The organism is Acidimicrobiales bacterium, assembly GCA_035316325.1.
Classification (GTDB): domain Bacteria; phylum Actinomycetota; class Acidimicrobiia; order Acidimicrobiales; family VFJN01; genus DASXTK01.
The window spans coordinates 1-19,071 of record DATHJB010000005.1 but is presented as its reverse complement, the minus strand read 5'-3'; the positions used below and the strand labels follow the sequence as shown (position 1 = coordinate 19,071).

Here is a 19,071-nt window from a genome sequence, read left to right as displayed (position 1 = left end):
CGATGACGTTGGAAGGACGACGCCGATGAGGTTCGCGATATCGGGTGCGAGCGGGTTGATCGGCTCGGCCCTGGTCGAGTCACTGCGGGGCGAGGGCCACGACGTGCTGCGGCTGGTGCGCTCGCCCGCGGACTCCGCCGGGGCCGACGCCGTCGCCTGGGACCCGGCGGGCGGCACCATCGACGCGGCGGCGCTGGAGGGACTCGACGGTGTGGTCCACCTGGCCGGCGCCGGCGTGGGCGACAAGCGTTGGACCGACGCCCGCCGCCAGGAGATCCTCGAAAGCCGCACCAGGGGCACCGGCCTGCTGGCCCAGACCCTGGCCGGCCTGGAGGCGCCACCGCCGGTGTTCGTGTGCGGCTCGGCGATCGGGTTCTACGGCGACCGGGGCGACCAGGCGCTGACCGAGGCCGACGGCCCGGGGGACGGCTTCCTCGCCAACCTCGTCGTCGCCTGGGAGCAGGCCGCCCAGCCCGCCCGCGAGGCGGGCATCCGCACGGTGCTCGCCCGGTCGGGCATCGTCCTGACGACTCGGGGTGGGGCGCTGCCCAAGATGCTGCCGCTGTTCCGCTTCGGGGTCGGCGGGCCGTTCGGGTCGGGGAAGCAGTGGATGAGCTGGATCACGCTGGACGACGAGGTGGCGGCGCTGCGGTTCCTGCTCTCGGCCGAGGCCGTGGAGGGGCCGGCCAACCTGACCGCACCCACGCCCGTCACCAACCGCGACTTCGCCAAGGCGCTGGGGCGGGCGCTGCACCGGCCGGCGCTGCTGCCGATCCCCAAGTTCGGGCCGAAGCTCGTGCTGGGAGGTCAGATGGCCGAGGAGATGCTGTTCTTCAGCCAGCGCCTGCAGCCGGCGGCGTTGACGGAGGCGGGGTTCGCGTTCGCCCACCCCGACGTCGACTCCGGTCTGGCGGCGGTCCTGGCGGCATGAGCGACCTGCCCGGGGTGGCGGCGTTCGACTTCGACGGGACGCTGGCGCGGCGCGACACGATGGTGCCGTTCCTGGTGGCGGCCTCGGGGTGGCCGCGGCTGACGGTGGCGGGGCTGGCGTCGGCGGGGCGGGGGCTGCGGGGCGGGCGCGACGAGATGAAGCTGGCGACGGTGGCCCGGCTGTTCCGGGGCTGGTCCGAGGACCGCTTCCACGACCGCGGCCGCCGCTACGCCGCCACCCTGGTGGAGCTGCTGCGGCCCGAGATGCTGGAGCGGCTGCGCTGGCACCAGGCCGAGGGCCACCCGGTGGTGCTGGTGTCGGCCTCGCTGGCCACCTACCTGCGGCCGTTGGCGGCGGAGCTGGGGATCGACGACGTGCTGGCCGTCGAGCTGACGAGCGACCCGGCGGGCCGGCTCACCGGCGCCGTCGTGGGCGGCGCCAACTGCCGCGGCCCCCAGAAGGTGGTCCGCCTGCGGGCCTGGCTCGACGAGCGCTACGGCCGGGACGCCGCGGTCGAGCTGTGGGCCTACGGCGACTCCTCCGGCGACGAGGAGCTCCTCGCCTCCGCCGACCACCCCACCTGGGTCGGCAAGCGGGCCACCGCCTCTCCCCGGTAACGACGAACCGGACGAGCGACCTAGGGGGCCTCACCGGAGACCATGGCGCGGGCCTCGGGGGTAGAGAGGACGCCGGTGGTGTCGACGAAGATCTCGACGGGTTCGGTGAGGGGCCCGTTCCAGTGGACCGTGCGGCCCTCGACGGTGACGTCCGCGCCGAGGGCTTCGGTATCGATGGCCCCGTCGCCGGCCACGGTGAGGTTGAACTCCACCTGCTCGGTCTCCACCAGCGGCTGCCCCAGGAACCGCGTGGAGAAGAGGCCCGGCAGCAGCGTCGGGCCGCTGACGTCGAGCTCGATCGTGATCGTTCCCTTCGGGGGGATGTCGACGAACGTCGAGTAGACGTTGGCCCCCAGCTCGGCCTGCGCCGACATGGCCGCCGGCTGCCCGTCGATGCGGGCCCCGTCCATCCGTTGGGAGGTGTACACCGACACGTACGACCGGTTCCAGCCCTCGGGCAGGCCCACCAGGTTGCCGACCACGTAGTCGGGCAGCGACGACTCGGGCTCGGCGGAGTTGCGCAGCTGCACGGTGATCTTGCCCGCCACCATGTTGGTGGCGGGATCGAAGGTGCCGTCGAAGCGCAGGCTGCGCTGCAGGAACAGGTCGACCTTGTTGCCGGAGGCGTTGTTGGTGACCACCGACGTGACCTGGCCGGCGCGGCTGGTGAAAGCGCCGGAGATGCCGATCCGGTCGAAGTAGGCCTGCTCCCCCTCCACGAACGTCGTGAACTGGATGTGGCCGCCCTTCACCGCCGGCGCCAGCACGTCGACCAGCTCCTGCGGGTCGGGCAGCTCGGCGCTGAGCAGCTGCCGGAAGGTCTGCTCGGCGACCGACCCGAGCGCGTCGACGCGCTGGCTCGCCTCCGGGTAGGCCACGTACTGGTGCAGGTGGAGGAAGTCCTCGGTGTTGTCCGCGGTGAGCGGGACGGGGATCTCGGGGACGATGACCGGGTCGGTGAAGCGCATCAGCGCCGCCAGCCCCGTGGGATCGACCGTGAGCAGCCCGTCGATCTCCGTGCCGCCCGACTGCGGGTACAGCTCGGCGGCGACCCTGGCGATCGTCGGCAGGTCGGGCGACATCGTGAGGTTGCGCCAGGTGTCCTGGGGGTGGAAGGGGCCGTAGCGCGCCACGTAGTCCTCGGTCCCCGGCGCGGCGATCGTGCGGGGCACCCCGGGGTTCGCCGCCTCCAGCTCGGTGATGCGGCCGAAGCGGGGCATGGTGATCGTCCCGTCCTCCACCAGCAGCTCGGCGTAGTTGCCGGGGAAGCCGGTGCGCCCCCGGGCCTCCACGGGCGTCACGAACAGCACCAGGTAGCGCCGGGAGCCGCCCGGCGCGAGCAGGTCGTGGACGACGTGGACGGCGTCGCGCGCCGAGGTGACGTCGGGCAGGTTCTCGCTCAGCTCGGTCGACAGGTCCGCCATCCGGTCCGACACCGGGGAGAGGAGCCAAGGTGACTCCACGTCGTCGACCGACGCCTGGGCGCGCCGCACCGACCCGGCCACGGTGTCGAGGCTGGCGCCCACGTTCTCGACCGCCTCCGGTGCCAGGCGCCCGCCGGCGAGGCGGAGCTGGTCGACGTCGGCCGCGTCGGCGGCGGCGGCGCTCGCACTCGCCAGGTCGCCGACGTCGTCGGTCAGCTGCTCGACGGCCTGCAGGTTGGGGCCGATGATCGGCAGGCCCCGGGCCGGGGAGACGAACCAGCTCTCCAGCGTGGTGCTGCTGGCGTCGAGCAGGCGGGCGGCCTCGGTGAGGCGCTGGGAGGCGAGATCGTCGTCGGCATCGCGGGCGGCCACGATCCCCTGGTCGGCGAGGTCCATGCCGTCGACCAGGTCGTTGCCGACCAGCACCAGCGCCAGTGCTCCGCCGGCGAGCGTCAGCCCGCACAGCACGCCGGCCGCCAGGGCCACCTGCCGCACCCGGTGACGTGACGCCCGGCCGGCGTTCCGGTAGCCCGACACCGCCACCGGCAGCAGGAACACACCGACCACGATCGCGCTGGCACCCTGGAACGCCACCGGCCCGGCCAGCAGGCACGAGGCGACGCCGAGTCCCACCACCACGGCGGCGCGGGCCGGGGAGCGCGTGTCGCTGAGCACCGACCAGAAGCCGATCGCCAGGCCCGCGGCGGCGAGCGCGATGGCGACGCCGTCGTCGGCCAGGACCGCGCCGATGCCGGCCGGGAAGAACCAGGTCCAGCGGCGGGCCGTGCCGGCGAGGTAGGCGGTGCCGCCGGCCAGGGCGGCCACGTAGGCCTTGTCGAGCGCGTCGTAGCCGGTCGGCGCGGCGTCGGAGAGCGCCGCGGCCAGTCCCGCCACCGCCACGACCGCCAGCCGGAACACCAGCAGCCGCGCCTGGCGTGTCCGGAGGGAGCGTCGGGCCGACGACACCCAGTCGCCGAGGAGGTCGGCGACCCCTACTGCCATTCCTGCCCTCCCACCCCTGCCATAAGGGAGAGACCTTAGGACACCGTCTGAGAGCGCGGCCAGGGCCTACGCCCCGCACCGACCTCGGCGGTCAGTACGCGCCGCTGCCGCGGGTGACGGCCGAGAACGTGCGGAAGATGATGGCCACGTCCATCGTCGGCGACCAGTGGTCGACGTAGTAGAGGTCGAGGCGCACCGACTCCTCCCACTCCAGGTCGGAGCGCCCGCTGACCTGCCACAGGCCGGTCATCCCCGGCTTCACCAGCAGGCGCCGGGTGACGTGGTGCTCGTAGCGCTCCACCTCGGCGGGCAGCGGCGGACGGGGCCCGACCAGCGACATCTCGCCCCGCAGCACGTTCCACAGCTGGGGCAGCTCGTCGATCGACCAGCGCCGCAGCACCCGTCCCACCCGCGTCACCCGGGGGTCGGCCCGCACCTTGAACAGCAGGCCGTCGGCCTCGTTGCGGTCGTTGAGGCGGGGCTGCAGCGACTCGGCGTCCAGGACCATGGTGCGGAACTTCACGATGGCGAAGCGCCGACCCTCCAGGCCGATGCGGCCCTGGCGGAAGAACGTCGGGCCCGGGGTGTCGATGCGGATGGCCAGGGCGATCGCGGCGAAGACGGGGGCCAGGAGCAGCAGGCCCACCGTGGCGAAGAGGCGGTCCATCGCCTCCTTCACGATCCGCTCGGGGCCGGCGAACGTCGGCTCCGCCACGTGCAGCAGCGGCAGGCCGGCCACCGGGCGCACCACCGTGCGGGGGCCGGCGACGTCGGTGATGGCCGGCGCCACCAGCACCTCGACGTCCGGCGCCTCCACCGACTCGGCCAGCTCGTGCAGCTCGCCGGGAGCCGACTCGTCGGTGATGGCCACGGCGTCGGCGTCGCAGGTGACCAGCGCCCGGCGCACGTCGGCCGACGAGCCGACGATGGGGACCCGGCGCCCCGCGATCAGCAGGTGCTCCTCGTCGCCCTCGGGCACGTCGACGCAGACGCCCACCACCCGGTAGCCCGACCACGAGGCGCGCGCCAGGTGCTCGCCCACGTCGGTCACCGACGGCACCGAGCCCACCAGCAGGATGCGGTGCACGAAGCGGCCCCGGCCCCGCTCGTAGTAGAGCCAGCGGCGTAGGCCGTAGCGCTCCAGCACCAGCAGCACCACGGCGACCGGGATCATCACGCCCACCCAGCCGCGGGCGAACACCAGCTTCACGGTGAAGTGCAGGATGGCGACGACGGCCAGGGTGTGGACGCCGCCGTTGAGGATGCGGCGGTACTCCTCGGAGCCGACGCCGAGGATGCGCCGGTCGTAGGCGCCGGCCGCGGCCAGCACACCCACCCAGGCGGGCACGCTCGCCAGGGCGATCAGCACGTAGGGGATGTCGGCGCCGGGCAGCCGGGAGCCGGTGGAGAACCCGAAGCGCATGACGTGGGCGACCACCGCGGCCACCGTCACGGCCACCACGTCGAGCGCGATGTAGGACGCGGTCGGGGGCAGCGCGTGTGAACGCACCTCGCTCCGGTCCCCAGCTCGCCGGCCCCCCATACCCTCCGGGAGGCTACTCGGGAGTCACTTCGGCTGCTGGGGGAGTCACTTGGGCTGCATGCGCACGCCGCCGTCGACCCGGATCACCTCGGCGTTCATGTAGCTGTTGGCGAGCAGCTCGGTGGCCATGGCGGCGAACTCGTCGGCGCTGCCCAGGCGCTTGGGGAAGAGGACGTCGCGCTTGAGGCGCTCCTTGAAGTCCTCGCTGGAGTCGCCCTCGCCGTAGATGGGGGTGTCGATGAGACCGGGGGCGATGCAGTTGACCCGCACGCCGACCGCCGAGAGGTCGCGGGCGACGGGCAGCGTCATGCCGACGACGCCGCCCTTGGAGGCCGAGTAGCTGGCCTGGCCGATCTGACCGTCGAACGCGGCGACCGAGGCGACGGTCACGATGGCACCCCGTTCGCCGTCGTCGTTCACGGGGTCGTTCTGCGACATGGCGGTGGCGGCGAGGCGGATGCAGTTGAAGGTGCCGATCAGGTTCACCTCGATGACCTTCTGGAACATGCCGAGGTCGTGGGCCGAGGCGTACTGGCCGTCCTTGCCGATGGTACGGGTGGCCCAGCCGAAGCCCGCGCACGTGACCATGGCCCGCAACGGGCCCATCTCCTTGGCCGCCTCGACGGCGGCGACCACCTGGTCGGTGTCGGTCACGTCGCAGCCGACGAAGACGCCGCCGATCTCCTTCGCCAGCGCGTCACCCTTGTCCTGCTGGCGTTCGAGGTCGGCGAGCACCACATGGGCGCCGCGCTCGGCGAGCAGGGAGGCAGTGGCGGCGCCGAGGCCCGAGGCACCGCCGGTGACGATGGCAGAGATCCCGTTGAGGTCCATGCCCGGACTCTATTGACCGTCTGGTCAAGCCTCCAACCCAGAGCATCTTTGAAGGGAAACGACCCCATTAGGGTCATTTCCCTTCAAAGACAGGGAACGACCTAAACTGTCATACCCTCTGGGTTGAATCGGGGCATGAAGGACTCCCGACCCGACGCCATCATCGACCGACTTACCCGCCCCCAGCACGGTCTTCTGGACCTCCGCCAGGGCGAGGCGCTGGGTCTCACGCAACGCCAGCTCCGCCACCGCAGCCGTCGCGGCGCCGTCCGCCGGCTCGAACAGGGCGTGTACGCCACGATGGGCAGCCCGCCGACATGGCTCCAGGCGGTGATGGCTGCGTGCCTGGCGGCGGGCGCACGCGCCCTGGCCTCGCATCGGACCGCGGCCGTCCTGTGGGGGTTGCTCGGTCCACCGATGCCCGTCGAGATCGTGGTGCCCTACGCCGCAGGACCCACGCCCCGGGGCGCCATCGTGCACCGCAGCACCGACCTCCGGGAGGTCGACGCCGCTCGGCGCCAGGGCATCCCGGTCACCAACCCGATCCGAACCGTCGGCGACCTCGGAGCCGTGGCGCCTGGGCTCGTGCCGACCGCAGTCGAACGCGGGCTGTACCTCGATCTCTTCTCGATAGCGGGCTTGTGGCGGCTGGTCGACGACCTCGCCAAACCCGGTCGGCGTGGACTAGGGGTGTTGCGGCGCACCTTGGAGCAGCGGGCACTCGGCGACCGGCGTACGTGCAGTCCGCTGGAGTCGATGTTCGCTGCGATCGCTGCAGAGACCGGGATCCAGCTCGCCTACCAACACCCCGTCACCGTGGACGGTCACTCCCGTCTTTGAAGGGAAACGACCCTATCTGGGGCGTTTTCCTTCAAAGAACGAACTCAGAGGCGGACGTGCATGCGGACGATGGTGCCGGCGGGCGAGGAGCGGACCTGGACGAGGTCGCAGAGCTGGTTGACCACCCAGAAGCCGCGGCTGGCCTCGTCGCCGAAGCCGGGGGTGCGGCGGCCCACGAGGGGGTCGGTGATGTAGCCGTCGTCGCGCACCTCGCACAGCACGGTGGGGCCCTCCTGCCAGATGCGCAGGGTCCCGTGGCCGCCGGCGTGCTGGACGCTGTTGGTGGCCACCTCGTTGATGGCGAGGACCAGGTCGTCCATGCGCTCGCGGTCGAGCCCGGTGAGGCCCAGGTAGTGCGCCGCCAACGTCCGCAGGACCCGCAGCTGACCGATGCCGAACTCCATGCGGAAGGCGTCGTTGGGCGGGTCGGCCAGCGGGTTGCCGAAGGGGTTGGGCGACGACGTGATGTCGCGGTACTCGACGCTGGCCCGGTGCGCCCCGCCCTCGAGGATGTACGGGTGGTTGCAGCGGGCCTGCTCGACCACCCGGGTGCGCAGCGACCCGGCGTCGTAGGCGCACAGCAGCCAGAACGACGGGAAGGCCGCGAAGGCCAGGTTGAGGAGCGACTCGTGCAGCTCGCACTCGTCGTGCTCCGGCGCCGCCCGGGGCTGGCCGAAGGGCTCCCCCAGCCCCCGCAGCGGGCGGGGCCGCGACTGGAAGGAGGCCACAAAGTCGTACCAGAGCGGGATGATGCGGGCCGGGTTGCGGCCCACCACCCCCATGTCGGCGAAGTAGAGGCGCGGGTCCTGGGGCAGCTGCGCCTGCAGCAGCTCGAGCTTCTCGCCGGTGAGCAGCACCAGCACCGGCATGTCGTCGGCGAGGCCGCCCAACACGTACGAGCGGGCCACCGACACGAACTCGTCCACACCGCTGTACAGAAAAGCCTCGTGACGGAACGCCCCCGCCGTCGCCTGCTGGGCTCCAAGATGGGCGGTGCTCACCCTCGCGGTCTCCCCCTCGAACGTCCCGGCCCGACCGTAGCTGTTCCGCAGCCCCTGCTGCGTCACCTGCGACGACGGATGGGGCTCACCAATCGAGCGGCTCCAGGAAGATGTGGATCCGACCGCCGCAGCTGAGGCCGACCGAGTACGCCTGGTCGTCGCTGTAGCCGAACGTGACGAGCTTGGGCCGGCCCGACTTGAGCACCCGGAGGGCCTCGGCGACGACCGCGCCCTCCACGCACCCGCCCGACACCGAGCCGGCCACCTCGCCCCGCTCGTTCACCGCCATCGCCCCGCCCGGCGCCCGGGGACCGGGACCGTCCAGCTCCACCACCCGCGCCAATGCCACTCGAACCTGCTCGCGACGCCACTTGTCGAGGTCGTCGAGCAGCTCCCTCATCTCGGCCGAGGCTCCAGGTCGAGTCGCCGGAGGCAGCGGTCCTCGAACAGCGCGACCTCGTCGAGGCGGGCGACGACGCAGGCCCGGCCCTGGACCTCGACGCCCAGTGGTCCGCCGCGCAACTCGGGGGGGGTTGCGACGGCGTCCCACTGGGGCGTCTCGGAGACCATGGCCATGTCGTCGGGGGCCATCTTTGCGAAGATGGCCATGTCGGCGTGCAGGACCGTCTCGGGGGGTACGGGCTCGCCGACCATGGCCACGCCGAGCACTCTGCCCGCGCTCGGTCACACGGCGGTTGCCTCTTCGTTGCGTCGGCGTGAACTCGCCGGAGGCGCCGATGACGCCACCCGGGGTGAGCCCGGGCGGGTGCCGTGCTCGACGTCGGCCGGCTGGCCTGAGGGTCGACCGGCCGTCGGTACGCTTGCCGCCCGTGGCGAGCCGACATCCCCTCCTTGTGGCGCTCGAGCCCGTGGCGGAGGCGCTGGGGGCGACGCTGGTGACGGCGTCGCGGGTGCGTGGCGGCGACATCCCGCTGGAGTGGGAGGGCGTGCTGGTCGGCGGGCTGCGGCTGCCGGGCGTCCATGGCACGCTCGACCGGATGATCGTCGCCGTCGAGGCCGAGCTGGGGGCCCGGCTGGGCGACCTGTCGCGGGTGGACAAGCAGCGGGCGGTGCAGCTGCTCGACCAGCGCGGCGCCTTCCAGCTGCGCAAGGCGGTCGAGGAGGTGGCCGACGCCCTTGGCGTCAGCCGCTTCACGGTCTACAACTACCTCAACGCGGTGAACGACCCATGACCCTGCACGCCGAGTTCACGGTGGAGCCCTTCGTCGACGGCTCGCCCGGGCCCCACGTCCAGGCCGCCGTCGACGCCGCGGTCGCTGCCGGCCTCACCGTCCAGTTCGGCCCTTTCGGCACCTCGATGTCGGGCGACGACGCCACCGTCCTCACCGCCGTCGACGCCGTCCTCCGCGCCGCGATGGATGCCGGTGCCACCCGCGTCTCACTCCAACTCGAGCGCGGGTGAGTCGCTGTGGTCGAGACTGTGTCGACGCGGATCCTCACCGGCATCGATGCTTGGCTGGCGTCATGAGCGACGTCACCGACACCCCCGACACCGTCGACCTGCTGGTCACCGGGGCCGACCTGGTCGTCACCATGGACGACGAGCGGCGGGAGCTGGCCGGCGGCTGGGTGGCCTGCGCCGGCGGCTTCGTGACGGCGCTCGGAGGCCGCGACGACGCTCCCCCGGCAGCGACCAGGACCCTCCGGGCCGACGGCTGCCTGGTGACACCGGGCCTGGTCAACACCCACCACCACATCTACCAGAACCTCACCCGCGCCTACCGGCCCGCCACGGCGGCGTCGCTGTTCGACTGGCTCACCACCCTCTACCCCCGCTGGGCGCTGCTCGACGAGGAGGCGTCGTACCTGTCGGCCTGGGTGGGCCTGGCCGAGCTGGCGCTGGGCGGGTGCACCACGTCGACCGACCACCTCTACGTCCACCCCGCCGACGGCGGCGACCTGCTCTCGGCCGAGATCACCGCGGCCCGGGAGCTGGGGATGCGCTTCCACCCCACCCGGGGGTCGATGTCGCTCTCGGAGAAGGACGGTGGCCTCCCGCCCGACTCGGTCGTCCAGGACGACGACACGATCCTCGCCGCCTCCGAGGAGGCCGTCGCCACGCACCACGACCCGACGCCGGGCGCCATGGTGCGGGTCGCCCTGGCCCCGTGCTCGCCGTTCTCGGTGACGCCCGACCTGATGCGGCGCACCGCCGAGCTGGCCGAGCGCCTCGACGTCCGCCTGCACACCCACCTGGCCGAGGACCCCGACGAGGACACGTACTGCCTGGAGACCTACGGCCGGCGCCCGCTGGAGCACTTCGAGGACTGCGGCTGGGCCGGCGACCGGGCCTGGGTGGCGCACTGCATCTACCCGAACGAGGCCGAGATCGCCCGCATGGGCGAGTGGGGCACCGGGGTCGCCCACTGCCCCAGCTCCAACATGATGATCGGCGGCGGCGGGATCGCCCCCGTGACCGACTACGCGGCCGCCGGCGTGCCGGTGGGACTGGGCTGCGACGGCTCCTCGTCGACCGACTCGGCGTCGCTGTGGATGGAGTCACGCAACGCCCTACTGCTCGCCCGCCAGCGGGGCGGGCCGACGGCGTTCACCGCCCGGGACGCCCTGACGCTGGGGACCCGGGGTTCCGCGGCCTGCCTGGGCCGGCTGGGCGAGCTGGGCGTCCTGGCGCCGGGGGCGGCCGCCGACCTGGTGGCCTGGAAGCTCGACGGGCTGGCGTTCGCCGGGGCGCTCAGCGACCCCGTGGAGGCGTGGCTGCGCTGCGGCCCGGTGGCCGCCCACCACACGGTGGTGGCGGGACGCCCGGTGGTCGAGTCGGGCGAGCTGCAGGCGACCGGCGTGGACGACATCCTCCGCCGCCACCGGGTCGCCTCAGCCCGCCTCCAGGGCCTCGACTAGAACCGAAACTTCGACACAGCTGGCTCTCTGGCCACCCGCTCTGTCGAGGTTTCGGGTGTTCGGGTGTTCGGCTGAGCGTCAGTCGTCGGCGGTCGGCTGGCCGGAGCGGCGGCGGTGCTCCTGCACCCTGGCGAGGGTCGACACCTCGCGGGCCCGGAGCGCCGTGGTCAGATGGGCCGAGCCGGTCCGCATCCAACGCAGGAAGCGGGCCTTCATGCCCAGCACCTGCACCTGGGCCGACGCCATGGGCGACGGCTGGCGGGGCTCCACGGGCCGTGGGTCGAGCGCGTCGCCCAGGCCGTCGGACAGCAGGTTGATCAGCTCCGGCGCCTTCTGCACCGGGATGCGCACCGCACCGGTGCACAGCTCGTCGGTCCACGTGCTGAGCACGAACATGCGGCCCTCGGCGTGCCAGGTGGCCCGCAGGTAGCGACCGTTGCGGCGGGTGTCGCCGATGAGCACGCGCTGCCGGCGCACCCGGCTGCGCCGCGTTTCGGGCGGCTGCTCGGGCTCCCGCTTCGGGCGGGGAACCGAGTCGAGCACCGGTGCCGACTCCACCGCCAGCACCGCCGCGTGGGCGGACGCGAACGCCGGGAGCGGTTCGGACGCCGCCCCCGGTGACGCGATCGGAATGTCAGGAACGGCCGGCTCTTCGGACGGCTCTTCACCCATGTCAGGAGTGTGCAGCCCGCCGGCGGTTCTGTCCAGAGCGGCCGACATGCGGGGGTCACATTCGTCCTAGGCGGTGGCGCCGACGGCCCGTACGGTCGTCGACATGGACGATCCCGTGGACCTCATCGCCGGTGCCGCACTCCACCTCGGGCTCGGGGCGCAGGCCACACCGCTGCCCGACTTCTCGTGGGACCCCGAATCCCTCGACGCCTACGTCACCCGCTTCGCCGACGACGGCGACGAGGGCCGGATGGTGGTGATGTTCGAGCAGTCCGAGTCGTGGACGAGCTGGGAGCGACACCCCGCCGGCGAGGAGGTGGTGGTGCTCGTGTCGGGCCGGATCGACCTCTTCCAGGAGGTCGACGGCGAGGTGTCCCGCGTCCCGCTCCGGGCCGGCCAGGCGGTGGTGAACCCCAAGGGCGCCTGGCACACCGCCGACGTCCACGAACCGTCGGTCGCCCTGTTCATCACCCCCGGCCGCGGCACCGATCACCGCCCGCGCTGACGCTTTCCCACCTGACGTGGGAGAATGGTCGCTATGCAGCACGGCATCGTCGAGGGTGAACCCGGCATCTTCCCCGAGCCGATCGCACGGTTCATGCGGGGCATCGGCCGCATCTTCGATCGCGGCAAGCGCGACGCCCCTCCGACCCAAGAGCCCGGTCCCGAGGGCGCCACGGACGCAAAGGACGCGCCCGACACCCCCAAGTGACCAGGTTCACGAACTGGTAACGGACTGGCATTCAACAGTTCGTAGAACTGGGGAAACCTGACATCGTGACGGTCCTCACTCCCACTCGGCTCGACGATGCGCTGCGTGCTCTGGCGGAGGACCCCTCCACCACGATCCTCGCGGGTGGAACCGACCTCATGGTCGGCGTGAACGCCGGAGCCCGACGGCCCGAACGGGTGCTCAGCCTGCGCCGCGTCGAGGAGCTGCGCAGCTGGCGGCGCGACGGCGACGACCTGGTCATCGGTGCCGGCACCACCTACGCCACCCTGCTCCACAGCGAGCTGCGGGAGCTGGCTCCCGGCCTGGCGCAGGCGGCGCGCACCGTCGGCAGCCCCCAGATCCGCAACACCGGCACCGTCGGCGGCAACATCGGCACGGCCTCCCCGGCCGGCGACACGCTCCCGGTGCTCGCCGCGCTCGACGCCCGGGTGGAGCTGGTGTCGGCCTCCGGGCGTCGCACGATCGCCCTCGACCACTTCCTCGTCGGACCGAAGATGACGTCGCTGTCGCCGGGTGAGCTGGTGGCTGCCGTGCGGATCCCGGTGGCCTCCGGGCCACAGGAGTACCTCAAGATCGGCGTGCGCAACGCCATGGTGATCGCCGTCGCCAGCTGCGCCCTCGTGGTCGACCCCACCCGCCAGCGGGTCACGTGCGCGCTGGGCTCCGTCGGGCCGGTGCCGATCCGCGACCGCCGCACCGAGGCGTGGCTGTCGAGCCAGGTCGACTGGCGGGTCGGCCGGGTGCGCAGCGCATCGGTCGCCGAGCGCTTCGGCATGCACATGGCCAGCGCCGCCCGGGCCATCGACGACCATCGGGCACCCGCCGGCTACCGCCGCCACGCCGTCGCCGTCCTCGCCCGCCGAGCGGTGGAACGAGCCCTGACATGACTACCGTCGCTCCCGGGCGCAACGACGCGACCGACGGAGCAGACGCATGAGCGGTTTCCAGCTCACCGTGAACGGGGTGGTGCGACGGGTCGACGACGCCCTGGCCGGGGAGAGCCTGCTCTACGTGCTGCGCGAGCGGCTGGGGCTGCCGGGTGCGAAGAACGCCTGCGAGCAGGGCGAGTGCGGGTCGTGCTCGGTGCTGCTCGACGGCGAGCTGGTGTGCGCCTGCCTGGAGCTGGGCGCGGCCGCCGCCGACTGCGAGGTGGTGACGGTGGAGGGCCTGGCGCCCGCCGCGTCGGAGCCGGCCGACGGGCTGCTGACCGACGTGCAGCGGGCGATGGTCGAGGCCGGCGGGGTGCAGTGCGGGTTCTGCACGCCCGGGTTCGTGGTGGCGATCCACCAGCTCCTGGCCCGCGAGGCCGACCCGGCGCCGCTCCAGGTGCGGGAAGCCCTCGCCGGCAACCTGTGCCGCTGCACCGGCTACGGCCGCATCGTCGACGCCATCGAGCGGGTGGTCGTCGACCGGCGGGTTCCCTTACCTGCGAACGGGCGGAGCGAGGACTCCCTGTCATGACCGATGTCGCCACCCGCACCACGGCGCCCAAACAGGGCGGCCGCGTGGGCGACAGCCCCGTGCGCCCCGACGGCACCCCCAAGGTGCAGGGCCGCTTCGCCTTCGCCTCCGACCTACACGCCGACGGGATGCTGTGGGGCAGCACCCTGCGGTCGCCGCACCCCTACGCCCGGGTCCGCTCCGTCGACACCGCCGCGGCGCTGGCCATCCCCGGGGTGACCTGCGTGCTGACCGCCGCCGACGTGCCCGGCGTCCCCAACTTCGGGCTCATCAGCACCGACCAGCCGGTGCTGGCCGCCGACGTGGTGCGCTACGTGGGCGAGGCGATCGCCGTCGTCGCCGCCGACCACCCCGACACGGCCCGGCAGGCCGTCGAGGCGATCGTGGTCGACTACGACGTGCTCGACCCCCTGGTCGACCCGGCCGCGGCGCTCGACCCCGTGACCCCGTCGATCCACCCCGACGGCAACGTGGTCCGCAAGATCACCCTGCGCCACGGCGACGCCGAGGCCACCGCCGACGTCATGGTCGAGGGCACCTACGAGGTCGGGATGCAGGACCAGGCGTTCCTCGGCCCCGAGTCGGGCCTGGCGATCCCCGACGGCGAGGGCGGCGTCGACCTGTGGGTCGCCACCCAGTGGCTCCACGAGGACCAGAAGCAGGTCGCCGCCTGCCTGGGGCTACCGGCCGAGAAGGTGCGGCTCCACCTGGGTGGCGTCGGCGGGGCGTTCGGCGCCCGCGAGGACATCAGCCTGCAGGTGCACGCCTGCCTGCTGGCCCTGCGGTCGGGCAAGCCGGTGAAGATGAGCTACCCGCGGGACGAGTCGTTCGTCGGCCACGTCCACCGGCATCCGGCCCGCATGCGCTACCGCCACCACGCCACCGCCGAGGGCGAGCTGGTGAAGGTGGAGGCCGAGCTGCTGCTCGACGGCGGCGCGTACGCCTCGTCGTCGTGGGCGGTGATCTCCAACGCCGCCCGCTTCGCCCCCGGCCCCTACCGGGTGCCCAACGTGGTGGTCGACGCCGCGGTGGTGCGCTCCAACAACCCGCCGTGCGGGGCGATGCGGGGGTTCGGGGCGGTGCAGGTGTGCTTCGGCCACGAGGCCCAGATGGACCGGCTGGCCCAGGTGCTCGGCATCGACCCCTTCGAGCTGCGCCTGCGCAACGCCCTGCGCACCGGCGACACGCTGCCCACCGGCCAGGTGATCACCGGGACGGCGCCGGTCGCCGAGTGCATCCGGGCCGCCGCCGCCCACCCTCTCCCGGCACCGCTCGACGACGGCGCCGAGTGGCTGGAGCTGCCCGGTGGCCTGGGTCGTACGGCCGACTCCGACCGGGTCCATCGGGGCGTCGGCTTCGCCGTCGGCTACAAGAACCTCCTCTACAGCGAGGGGTTCGACGACGACTCCGAGGCCAAGGTGCACCTGGAGGCGGGCGTGACCACCATCTCCTGCGCCGTCGCCGAGGTGGGCCAGGGCTTCGTCACCCTCGCCGGCCAGATCGCGAGGACGACGCTGGGCTGCGACGATGCCGTGCTCGACCAGGCCGACACGGTGTCGGTGGGCTCCGCGGGATCGTCGTCGGCATCACGGCAGACGTGGATGTCGGGCGGGGCGGTGCTCCTGGCGTGCCAGCAGGTGGCCGACCAGGTGCGGGTGGCGCTGGCCGACCGGCTGGAGGTCGACGCTTCGACGCTCACGGCCACCGACGACGGGCGCATCGTGTCGGACGACGGTGCCGTCGACGTCGGGGTGGCGGAGGCCGCCGGCGACGCCGTGTTCGAGGCCACCGCGGTCCACCACCACGAGCAGACCAAGCCGCTCGACCGCTGGGGCCAGGGCGACGCCGACGTCAGCTTCGTGTTCGCCGCCCACCGGGCCGTGGTCGACGTGGACGTCGACCTGGGCCTGGTGCGGGTCGTGCAGATCGCCACCGCCCAGGACGTCGGCCGGGTGCTGCACCCCGTGCAGCTGCTGGGCCAGATCGAGGGCGGCATCGCCCAGGGCGTCGGGCTGGCGGTGATGGAGGAGATGGTGATCGACGACGGGATCGTGCGGAACCCGAGCTTCACCGACTACCTGATCCCCACGATCGCCGACATGCCCGAGGTGCTGGCCACCTGCATCGAGCAGCCCGAGCCGGGGGCGCCGCTGGGCGCGAAGGGCGTGGGCGAGCCGCCGACGATCTCCTCCACCGCCGCGATCGCCGCCGCGATCCGGGCCGCGTCGGGCGTCGACGTGACGCGCGTCCCGGTCCGCCCGTGGGACCTGGTCTAGCTGGGGGTAGGGATGTCCGGCGTGAAGATCGTCCTGGACCGGCTGCTGGCCGACCTGGAGGCGCTGGCCGAGGTCGGCTCCACCGGGGACGGCGGCAACTGCCGGCTGGCGCTCACCGACGACGACGCCGGCGGCCGCGAGCTGGTGGTCGGCTGGATGCGGGCGCTGGGGCTCGACGTGCGGGTCGACCGGATCGGCAACGTGGTGGCGCTGCGGGCCGGCACCGACGCCGGGGCCGAGCCGGTGATGACCGGCAGCCACATCGACACCGTCCGCACCGGGGGCCGCTACGACGGCACGCTGGGGGTGCTGGCGGGCCTCGAGGTGATGCGGGCGCTCGACGACGCCGGCGTCACCACCCGGCGGCCCCTCGCCGTCGCCTTCTTCACCGACGAGGAGGGCAGCCGCTTCGCCCCCGACATGCTGGGCAGCCTGGTGTACGTGGGCGGGCTGGGGCTGGAGGACGCGCTCGACGTCGTCGCCATCGACGGCGCCCGGCTGGGCGACGAGCTCGACCGCATCGGCTGGGCCGGCGACGCCGCCGTGCCGGGGCCGGTGCCGTACGCCTTCGTGGAGCTGCACATCGAGCAGGGACCGATGCTGGAGGAGGCCGACGTGACCATCGGCGCCGTCACCGGGGTGCAGGGCATCTCGTGGCAGGAGATCACGTTCGCCGGGCAGTCGAACCACGCCGGCACGACGCCGATGCGGTCGCGGCGCGACCCCGCCTACGTCGCCGCCCAGGTGGTGACCTACGTGCGGCGGCTCGCCCGGGAGACCGACGGGCTGCGGGGCACGGTCGGGCGGCTGCGCCTGCACCCCGACCTGGTCAACGTGGTGCCGGCGGCGGCGACGCTGACCGTCGACCTGCGACACACGGCGGAGTCGGAGCTGGCGCTGGCGGAGCAACGGCTGGCGCAGTTCATGGACGACACGGCGGTGCGGGAGGACGTGGCGGTGTCGTCGCGGCGCTCGCTGGCCCGGTTCGAGCCGGTGGCCTTCGACGAGACGGTGATCTCGCTGGTGGAGGCGGGGGCGGAGCGACAGGGTCTGTCGTGCCTGCGGCTGCCGTCGGGGGCAGGCCACGACGCCCAGATGCTGGCCCGGGTGTGCCCCACGGGGATGATCTTCGTCCCCAGCCACAAGGGGATCAGCCACAACCCGGCCGAGCACACCGCGCCGGAGCACCTGGAGGCGGGCACGTCGATCCTGGCCGACGTCCTGGTGGAGCTGGCCGCATGACCCCGATCAGGCGAAATTTCGACACAGATGGCGCTATGGCGACCGTCTCTGTCGAAGTTTCGGGTGGAGGTGGTGCCGCGTGAGCCGGTTCTTGACCGTCGCCGCCGCCCAGATGGGGCCGACCCAGCAGGAGGACACCCGGCCGGAGGTGGTCGAGCGGCTGGTGGCGCTGCTGCAGACGGGCGCCGCGCAGGGTGCCGACCTGGTGGTGTTCCCCGAGCTGGCGCTCACCACGTTCTTCCCCCGGTGGTGGTACCCGGACGGCTCGCCGGCGCTCGACGCCTGGTACGAGGCCGAGCTGCCCGGCCCCGAGACCAAGGCGCTGTTCGAGGAGGCGGCCCGGCTCGGCGTGGGGTTCTGCCTGGGGTTCGCCGAGCGGACGCCGGAGGGGCAGCGGTTCAACACGTCGGTGCTGGTCGACCGCGACGGCACCACCGAGCTGGGCCGCTACCGCAAGATCCACCTGCCCGGGCACGCCGAGCACGAGCCGTGGCGGCGCTTCCAGCACCTGGAGAAGCGCTACTTCCGCATGGGCGACCTGGGGTTCCCGGTGTTCGAGGCGTTCGGCGCCAAGGTGGGGATGCTGATCTGCAACGACCGCCGCTGGCCCGAGGCGTACCGGATGCTGGGGCTGCAGGGCGTCGAGCTGGTGTGCATCGGCTACAACACGCCGGTCGAGAACCCGCTGGCGCCCGAGCACGACCGCTACGGCGACTTCCACAACCACCTGGTCATGCAGTCGGGCGCCTACCAGAACGGCACGTTCGTGGTGGGGGTGGCCAAGGCGGGCATGGAGGCCGGGGTCGACCACATCGGCGGCTCCTGCATCATCCACCCGTCGGGCACGATCGTGGCCCAGTGCACGACGCTGGGCGACGAGGTGTGCGCCGCTCGCGTCGACCTCGACGACTGCGCCTCCTACAAGGAGACGGTCTTCAACTTCGCCCGCCACCGCCAGCCCTCCCAGTACGGGGCGCTGGTCGAGTCGTCTGTGGTCGCCTCCGAAGACCCGAGTCACTTGTAGTCGGTCTCCGACCACAAGTGACTCGACCCCGTCGAAGCGACCACAGACGACTCGGGTCAACGCGGCGGGCGGCCCACGATCGACTCGAAGTTGGCGGGGTCGGTGACGCCCTCGGTGGCGAGGAGGAGCACCCGGGTGTCGGTGGGGAGGGACGCGGTGTCGGTGAGGGTCAGCAGGCCGGCGAAGGCCGCGACGCCGGTCTCGCCGACATCCAGACCCGACTCGGCCAGGGTGCGGATCGCCTCGCGGCAGCGCTCGTCGGTCACCGACACGAAGGCGGTGAAGCCGGCGGTCACCGTGGGCAGGGCGACCGGGGAGGCGAAGCCGCAGTTCAGGCCCGCCATGATCGACCGGTGGGGTCCCGGCACCTCGACGATCTCGCCCGCCTCGACCGCCGCCGCCACGCAGGCCGCGGAGTCGGGCTCGACGCCGACGAGCGTCGGGCCGCGGAAGTTGGTCGCCGCCGCCGCGCCCAGCGCCCCGACCCCGAGGGGCACCATCACCACGTCGGGCGGGGCCGCCAGCTGCTCGGCCAGCTCGGCGAAGATCGTGGAGTAGCCCTCGATGACCCACCTCGGCGGGTCCTCGTAGCCG

Annotated in this window: 21 protein-coding genes; 13 read left to right on the top strand and 8 right to left on the bottom strand. The window is 72.8% G+C overall.

From position 1 onward, the window contains the following. Positions 1-25: 25 nt before the first annotated feature. Both VK611_00645 and VK611_00640 read left to right on the top strand, forming a co-directional pair. Positions 26-931, top strand: coding sequence for a TIGR01777 family oxidoreductase (locus VK611_00645; GenBank protein ID HMG39796.1), 906 nt, complete (start codon positions 26-28; stop codon positions 929-931). Next, the gene (locus tag VK611_00640; GenBank protein HMG39795.1) at positions 928-1,548 is read left to right on the top strand and encodes an HAD-IB family hydrolase; all 621 of its coding nucleotides are present in this window, start codon (positions 928-930) and stop codon (positions 1,546-1,548) included. The genes VK611_00645 and VK611_00640 overlap by 4 nt, the downstream gene beginning before the upstream one ends. A gap of 20 nt (positions 1,549-1,568) precedes the next feature. On the opposite strand, the gene VK611_00635 is transcribed toward VK611_00640, so the two are convergent. The 3 genes from VK611_00635 to VK611_00625 all read right to left on the bottom strand — a co-directional run bounded on the left by VK611_00635 (position 1,569) and on the right by VK611_00625 (position 6,348). Next, positions 1,569-3,974, bottom strand: a complete 2,406-nt coding sequence (locus tag VK611_00635) for a DUF4012 domain-containing protein (GenBank protein HMG39794.1) — start codon at positions 3,972-3,974, stop codon at positions 1,569-1,571. Between the two features lie 91 nt (positions 3,975-4,065). Then, positions 4,066-5,484 (bottom strand): sugar transferase, encoded by a 1,419-nt coding sequence (locus tag VK611_00630; GenBank protein ID HMG39793.1) that lies wholly within the window; start codon positions 5,482-5,484, stop codon positions 4,066-4,068. A 78-nt stretch (positions 5,485-5,562) separates the two neighbouring features. Further along, positions 5,563-6,348: an SDR family NAD(P)-dependent oxidoreductase gene (locus VK611_00625; GenBank protein HMG39792.1), complete on the bottom strand. Its 786-nt coding sequence runs from the start codon at positions 6,346-6,348 to the stop codon at positions 5,563-5,565. A 135-nt stretch (positions 6,349-6,483) separates the two neighbouring features. On the opposite strand from VK611_00625, the gene VK611_00620 reads away from it, so the two are divergent. Further along, entirely contained in the window at positions 6,484-7,188 is a 705-nt protein-coding gene (locus VK611_00620) for a type IV toxin-antitoxin system AbiEi family antitoxin domain-containing protein (GenBank protein HMG39791.1), read from the top strand. 44 nt (positions 7,189-7,232) lie between these two features. On the opposite strand, the gene VK611_00615 is transcribed toward VK611_00620, so the two are convergent. The 3 genes from VK611_00615 to VK611_00605 form a co-directional block, all read right to left on the bottom strand. Continuing rightward, positions 7,233-8,189, bottom strand: coding sequence for a sensor histidine kinase (locus tag VK611_00615; protein HMG39790.1), 957 nt, complete (start codon positions 8,187-8,189; stop codon positions 7,233-7,235). A gap of 85 nt (positions 8,190-8,274) precedes the next feature. Then, positions 8,275-8,589, bottom strand: coding sequence for an XdhC family protein (locus VK611_00610; protein HMG39789.1), 315 nt, complete (start codon positions 8,587-8,589; stop codon positions 8,275-8,277). After that, positions 8,586-8,849 carry a hypothetical protein gene (locus tag VK611_00605; protein ID HMG39788.1) on the bottom strand — a complete coding sequence of 88 codons (264 nt, stop codon included), beginning with the start codon at positions 8,847-8,849 and terminating at the stop codon, positions 8,586-8,588. Before VK611_00605 ends, VK611_00610 begins: the two co-directional genes overlap by 4 nt. Positions 8,850-9,019: 170 nt before the next feature. Here VK611_00605 and VK611_00600 point away from each other — a divergent pair, with 170 nt between their 5' ends. The 3 genes from VK611_00600 to VK611_00590 all read left to right on the top strand — a co-directional run bounded on the left by VK611_00600 (position 9,020) and on the right by VK611_00590 (position 11,069). After that, positions 9,020-9,382 carry a helix-turn-helix domain-containing protein gene (locus VK611_00600; GenBank protein ID HMG39787.1) on the top strand — a complete coding sequence of 121 codons (363 nt, stop codon included), beginning with the start codon at positions 9,020-9,022 and terminating at the stop codon, positions 9,380-9,382. Continuing rightward, positions 9,379-9,612 carry a thiamine-binding protein gene (locus VK611_00595; GenBank protein HMG39786.1) on the top strand — a complete coding sequence of 78 codons (234 nt, stop codon included), beginning with the start codon at positions 9,379-9,381 and terminating at the stop codon, positions 9,610-9,612. The genes VK611_00600 and VK611_00595 overlap by 4 nt, the downstream gene beginning before the upstream one ends. Positions 9,613-9,674: 62 nt before the next feature. Next, on the top strand, positions 9,675-11,069 hold the full coding sequence (locus tag VK611_00590; GenBank protein ID HMG39785.1) for an 8-oxoguanine deaminase: 1,395 nt from the start codon (positions 9,675-9,677) through the stop codon (positions 11,067-11,069). 78 nt (positions 11,070-11,147) lie between these two features. On the opposite strand, the gene VK611_00585 is transcribed toward VK611_00590, so the two are convergent. Further along, positions 11,148-11,741, bottom strand: coding sequence for a hypothetical protein (locus VK611_00585; protein HMG39784.1), 594 nt, complete (start codon positions 11,739-11,741; stop codon positions 11,148-11,150). A 103-nt stretch (positions 11,742-11,844) separates the two neighbouring features. Between VK611_00585 and VK611_00580 the strand changes: the two genes are divergently transcribed. The 7 genes from VK611_00580 to VK611_00550 all read left to right on the top strand — a co-directional run bounded on the left by VK611_00580 (position 11,845) and on the right by VK611_00550 (position 18,477). Beyond that, a complete protein-coding gene (locus VK611_00580; GenBank protein HMG39783.1) occupies positions 11,845-12,246 on the top strand; it encodes a cupin domain-containing protein in 402 nt (133 codons plus the stop codon). Positions 12,247-12,279: 33 nt separating this feature from the next. Next, positions 12,280-12,453, top strand: coding sequence for a hypothetical protein (locus tag VK611_00575; GenBank protein ID HMG39782.1), 174 nt, complete (start codon positions 12,280-12,282; stop codon positions 12,451-12,453). A 65-nt stretch (positions 12,454-12,518) separates the two neighbouring features. Further along, entirely contained in the window at positions 12,519-13,361 is an 843-nt protein-coding gene (locus VK611_00570) for an FAD binding domain-containing protein (protein ID HMG39781.1), read from the top strand. A gap of 46 nt (positions 13,362-13,407) precedes the next feature. Further along, on the top strand, positions 13,408-13,935 hold the full coding sequence (locus tag VK611_00565; GenBank protein HMG39780.1) for a (2Fe-2S)-binding protein: 528 nt from the start codon (positions 13,408-13,410) through the stop codon (positions 13,933-13,935). Beyond that, complete coding sequence (gene pucD / locus VK611_00560) at positions 13,932-16,211, top strand: xanthine dehydrogenase subunit D (GenBank protein HMG39779.1); 2,280 nt, start codon at positions 13,932-13,934, stop codon at positions 16,209-16,211. Before VK611_00565 ends, pucD begins: the two co-directional genes overlap by 4 nt. A gap of 21 nt (positions 16,212-16,232) precedes the next feature. Then, positions 16,233-17,453, top strand: a complete 1,221-nt coding sequence (locus VK611_00555; protein HMG39778.1) for a Zn-dependent hydrolase — start codon at positions 16,233-16,235, stop codon at positions 17,451-17,453. A 79-nt stretch (positions 17,454-17,532) separates the two neighbouring features. After that, a complete protein-coding gene (locus VK611_00550; GenBank protein ID HMG39777.1) occupies positions 17,533-18,477 on the top strand; it encodes an N-carbamoyl-D-amino-acid hydrolase in 945 nt (314 codons plus the stop codon). A 56-nt stretch (positions 18,478-18,533) separates the two neighbouring features. Here the strand turns inward: VK611_00550 and VK611_00545 are convergent. Then, a partial coding sequence (locus VK611_00545) for a pyridoxal-phosphate dependent enzyme (protein HMG39776.1) occupies positions 18,534-19,071 on the bottom strand: 538 nt, incomplete at its 5' end.

Bases quoted from the DNA above. Each gene is read 5' to 3' on its own strand.
- VK611_00645 (HMG39796.1), top strand. From the start codon at position 26: ATGAGGTTCGCGATATCGGGTGCGAGCGGGTTGATCGGCTCGGCCCTG.
- VK611_00640 (HMG39795.1), top strand. From the start codon at position 928: ATGAGCGACCTGCCCGGGGTGGCGGCGTTCGACTTCGACGGGACGCTG.
- VK611_00635 (HMG39794.1), bottom strand. From the start codon at position 3,974: ATGGCAGTAGGGGTCGCCGACCTCCTCGGCGACTGGGTGTCGTCGGCC.
- VK611_00625 (HMG39792.1), bottom strand. From the start codon at position 6,348: ATGGACCTCAACGGGATCTCTGCCATCGTCACCGGCGGTGCCTCGGGC.
- VK611_00620 (HMG39791.1), top strand. From the start codon at position 6,484: ATGAAGGACTCCCGACCCGACGCCATCATCGACCGACTTACCCGCCCC.
- VK611_00610 (HMG39789.1), bottom strand. From the start codon at position 8,589: ATGAGGGAGCTGCTCGACGACCTCGACAAGTGGCGTCGCGAGCAGGTT.
- VK611_00595 (HMG39786.1), top strand. From the start codon at position 9,379: ATGACCCTGCACGCCGAGTTCACGGTGGAGCCCTTCGTCGACGGCTCG.
- VK611_00590 (HMG39785.1), top strand. From the start codon at position 9,675: ATGAGCGACGTCACCGACACCCCCGACACCGTCGACCTGCTGGTCACC.
- VK611_00585 (HMG39784.1), bottom strand. From the start codon at position 11,741: ATGGGTGAAGAGCCGTCCGAAGAGCCGGCCGTTCCTGACATTCCGATC.
- VK611_00580 (HMG39783.1), top strand. From the start codon at position 11,845: ATGGACGATCCCGTGGACCTCATCGCCGGTGCCGCACTCCACCTCGGG.
- VK611_00575 (HMG39782.1), top strand. From the start codon at position 12,280: ATGCAGCACGGCATCGTCGAGGGTGAACCCGGCATCTTCCCCGAGCCG.
- VK611_00565 (HMG39780.1), top strand. From the start codon at position 13,408: ATGAGCGGTTTCCAGCTCACCGTGAACGGGGTGGTGCGACGGGTCGAC.
- pucD (HMG39779.1), top strand. From the start codon at position 13,932: ATGACCGATGTCGCCACCCGCACCACGGCGCCCAAACAGGGCGGCCGC.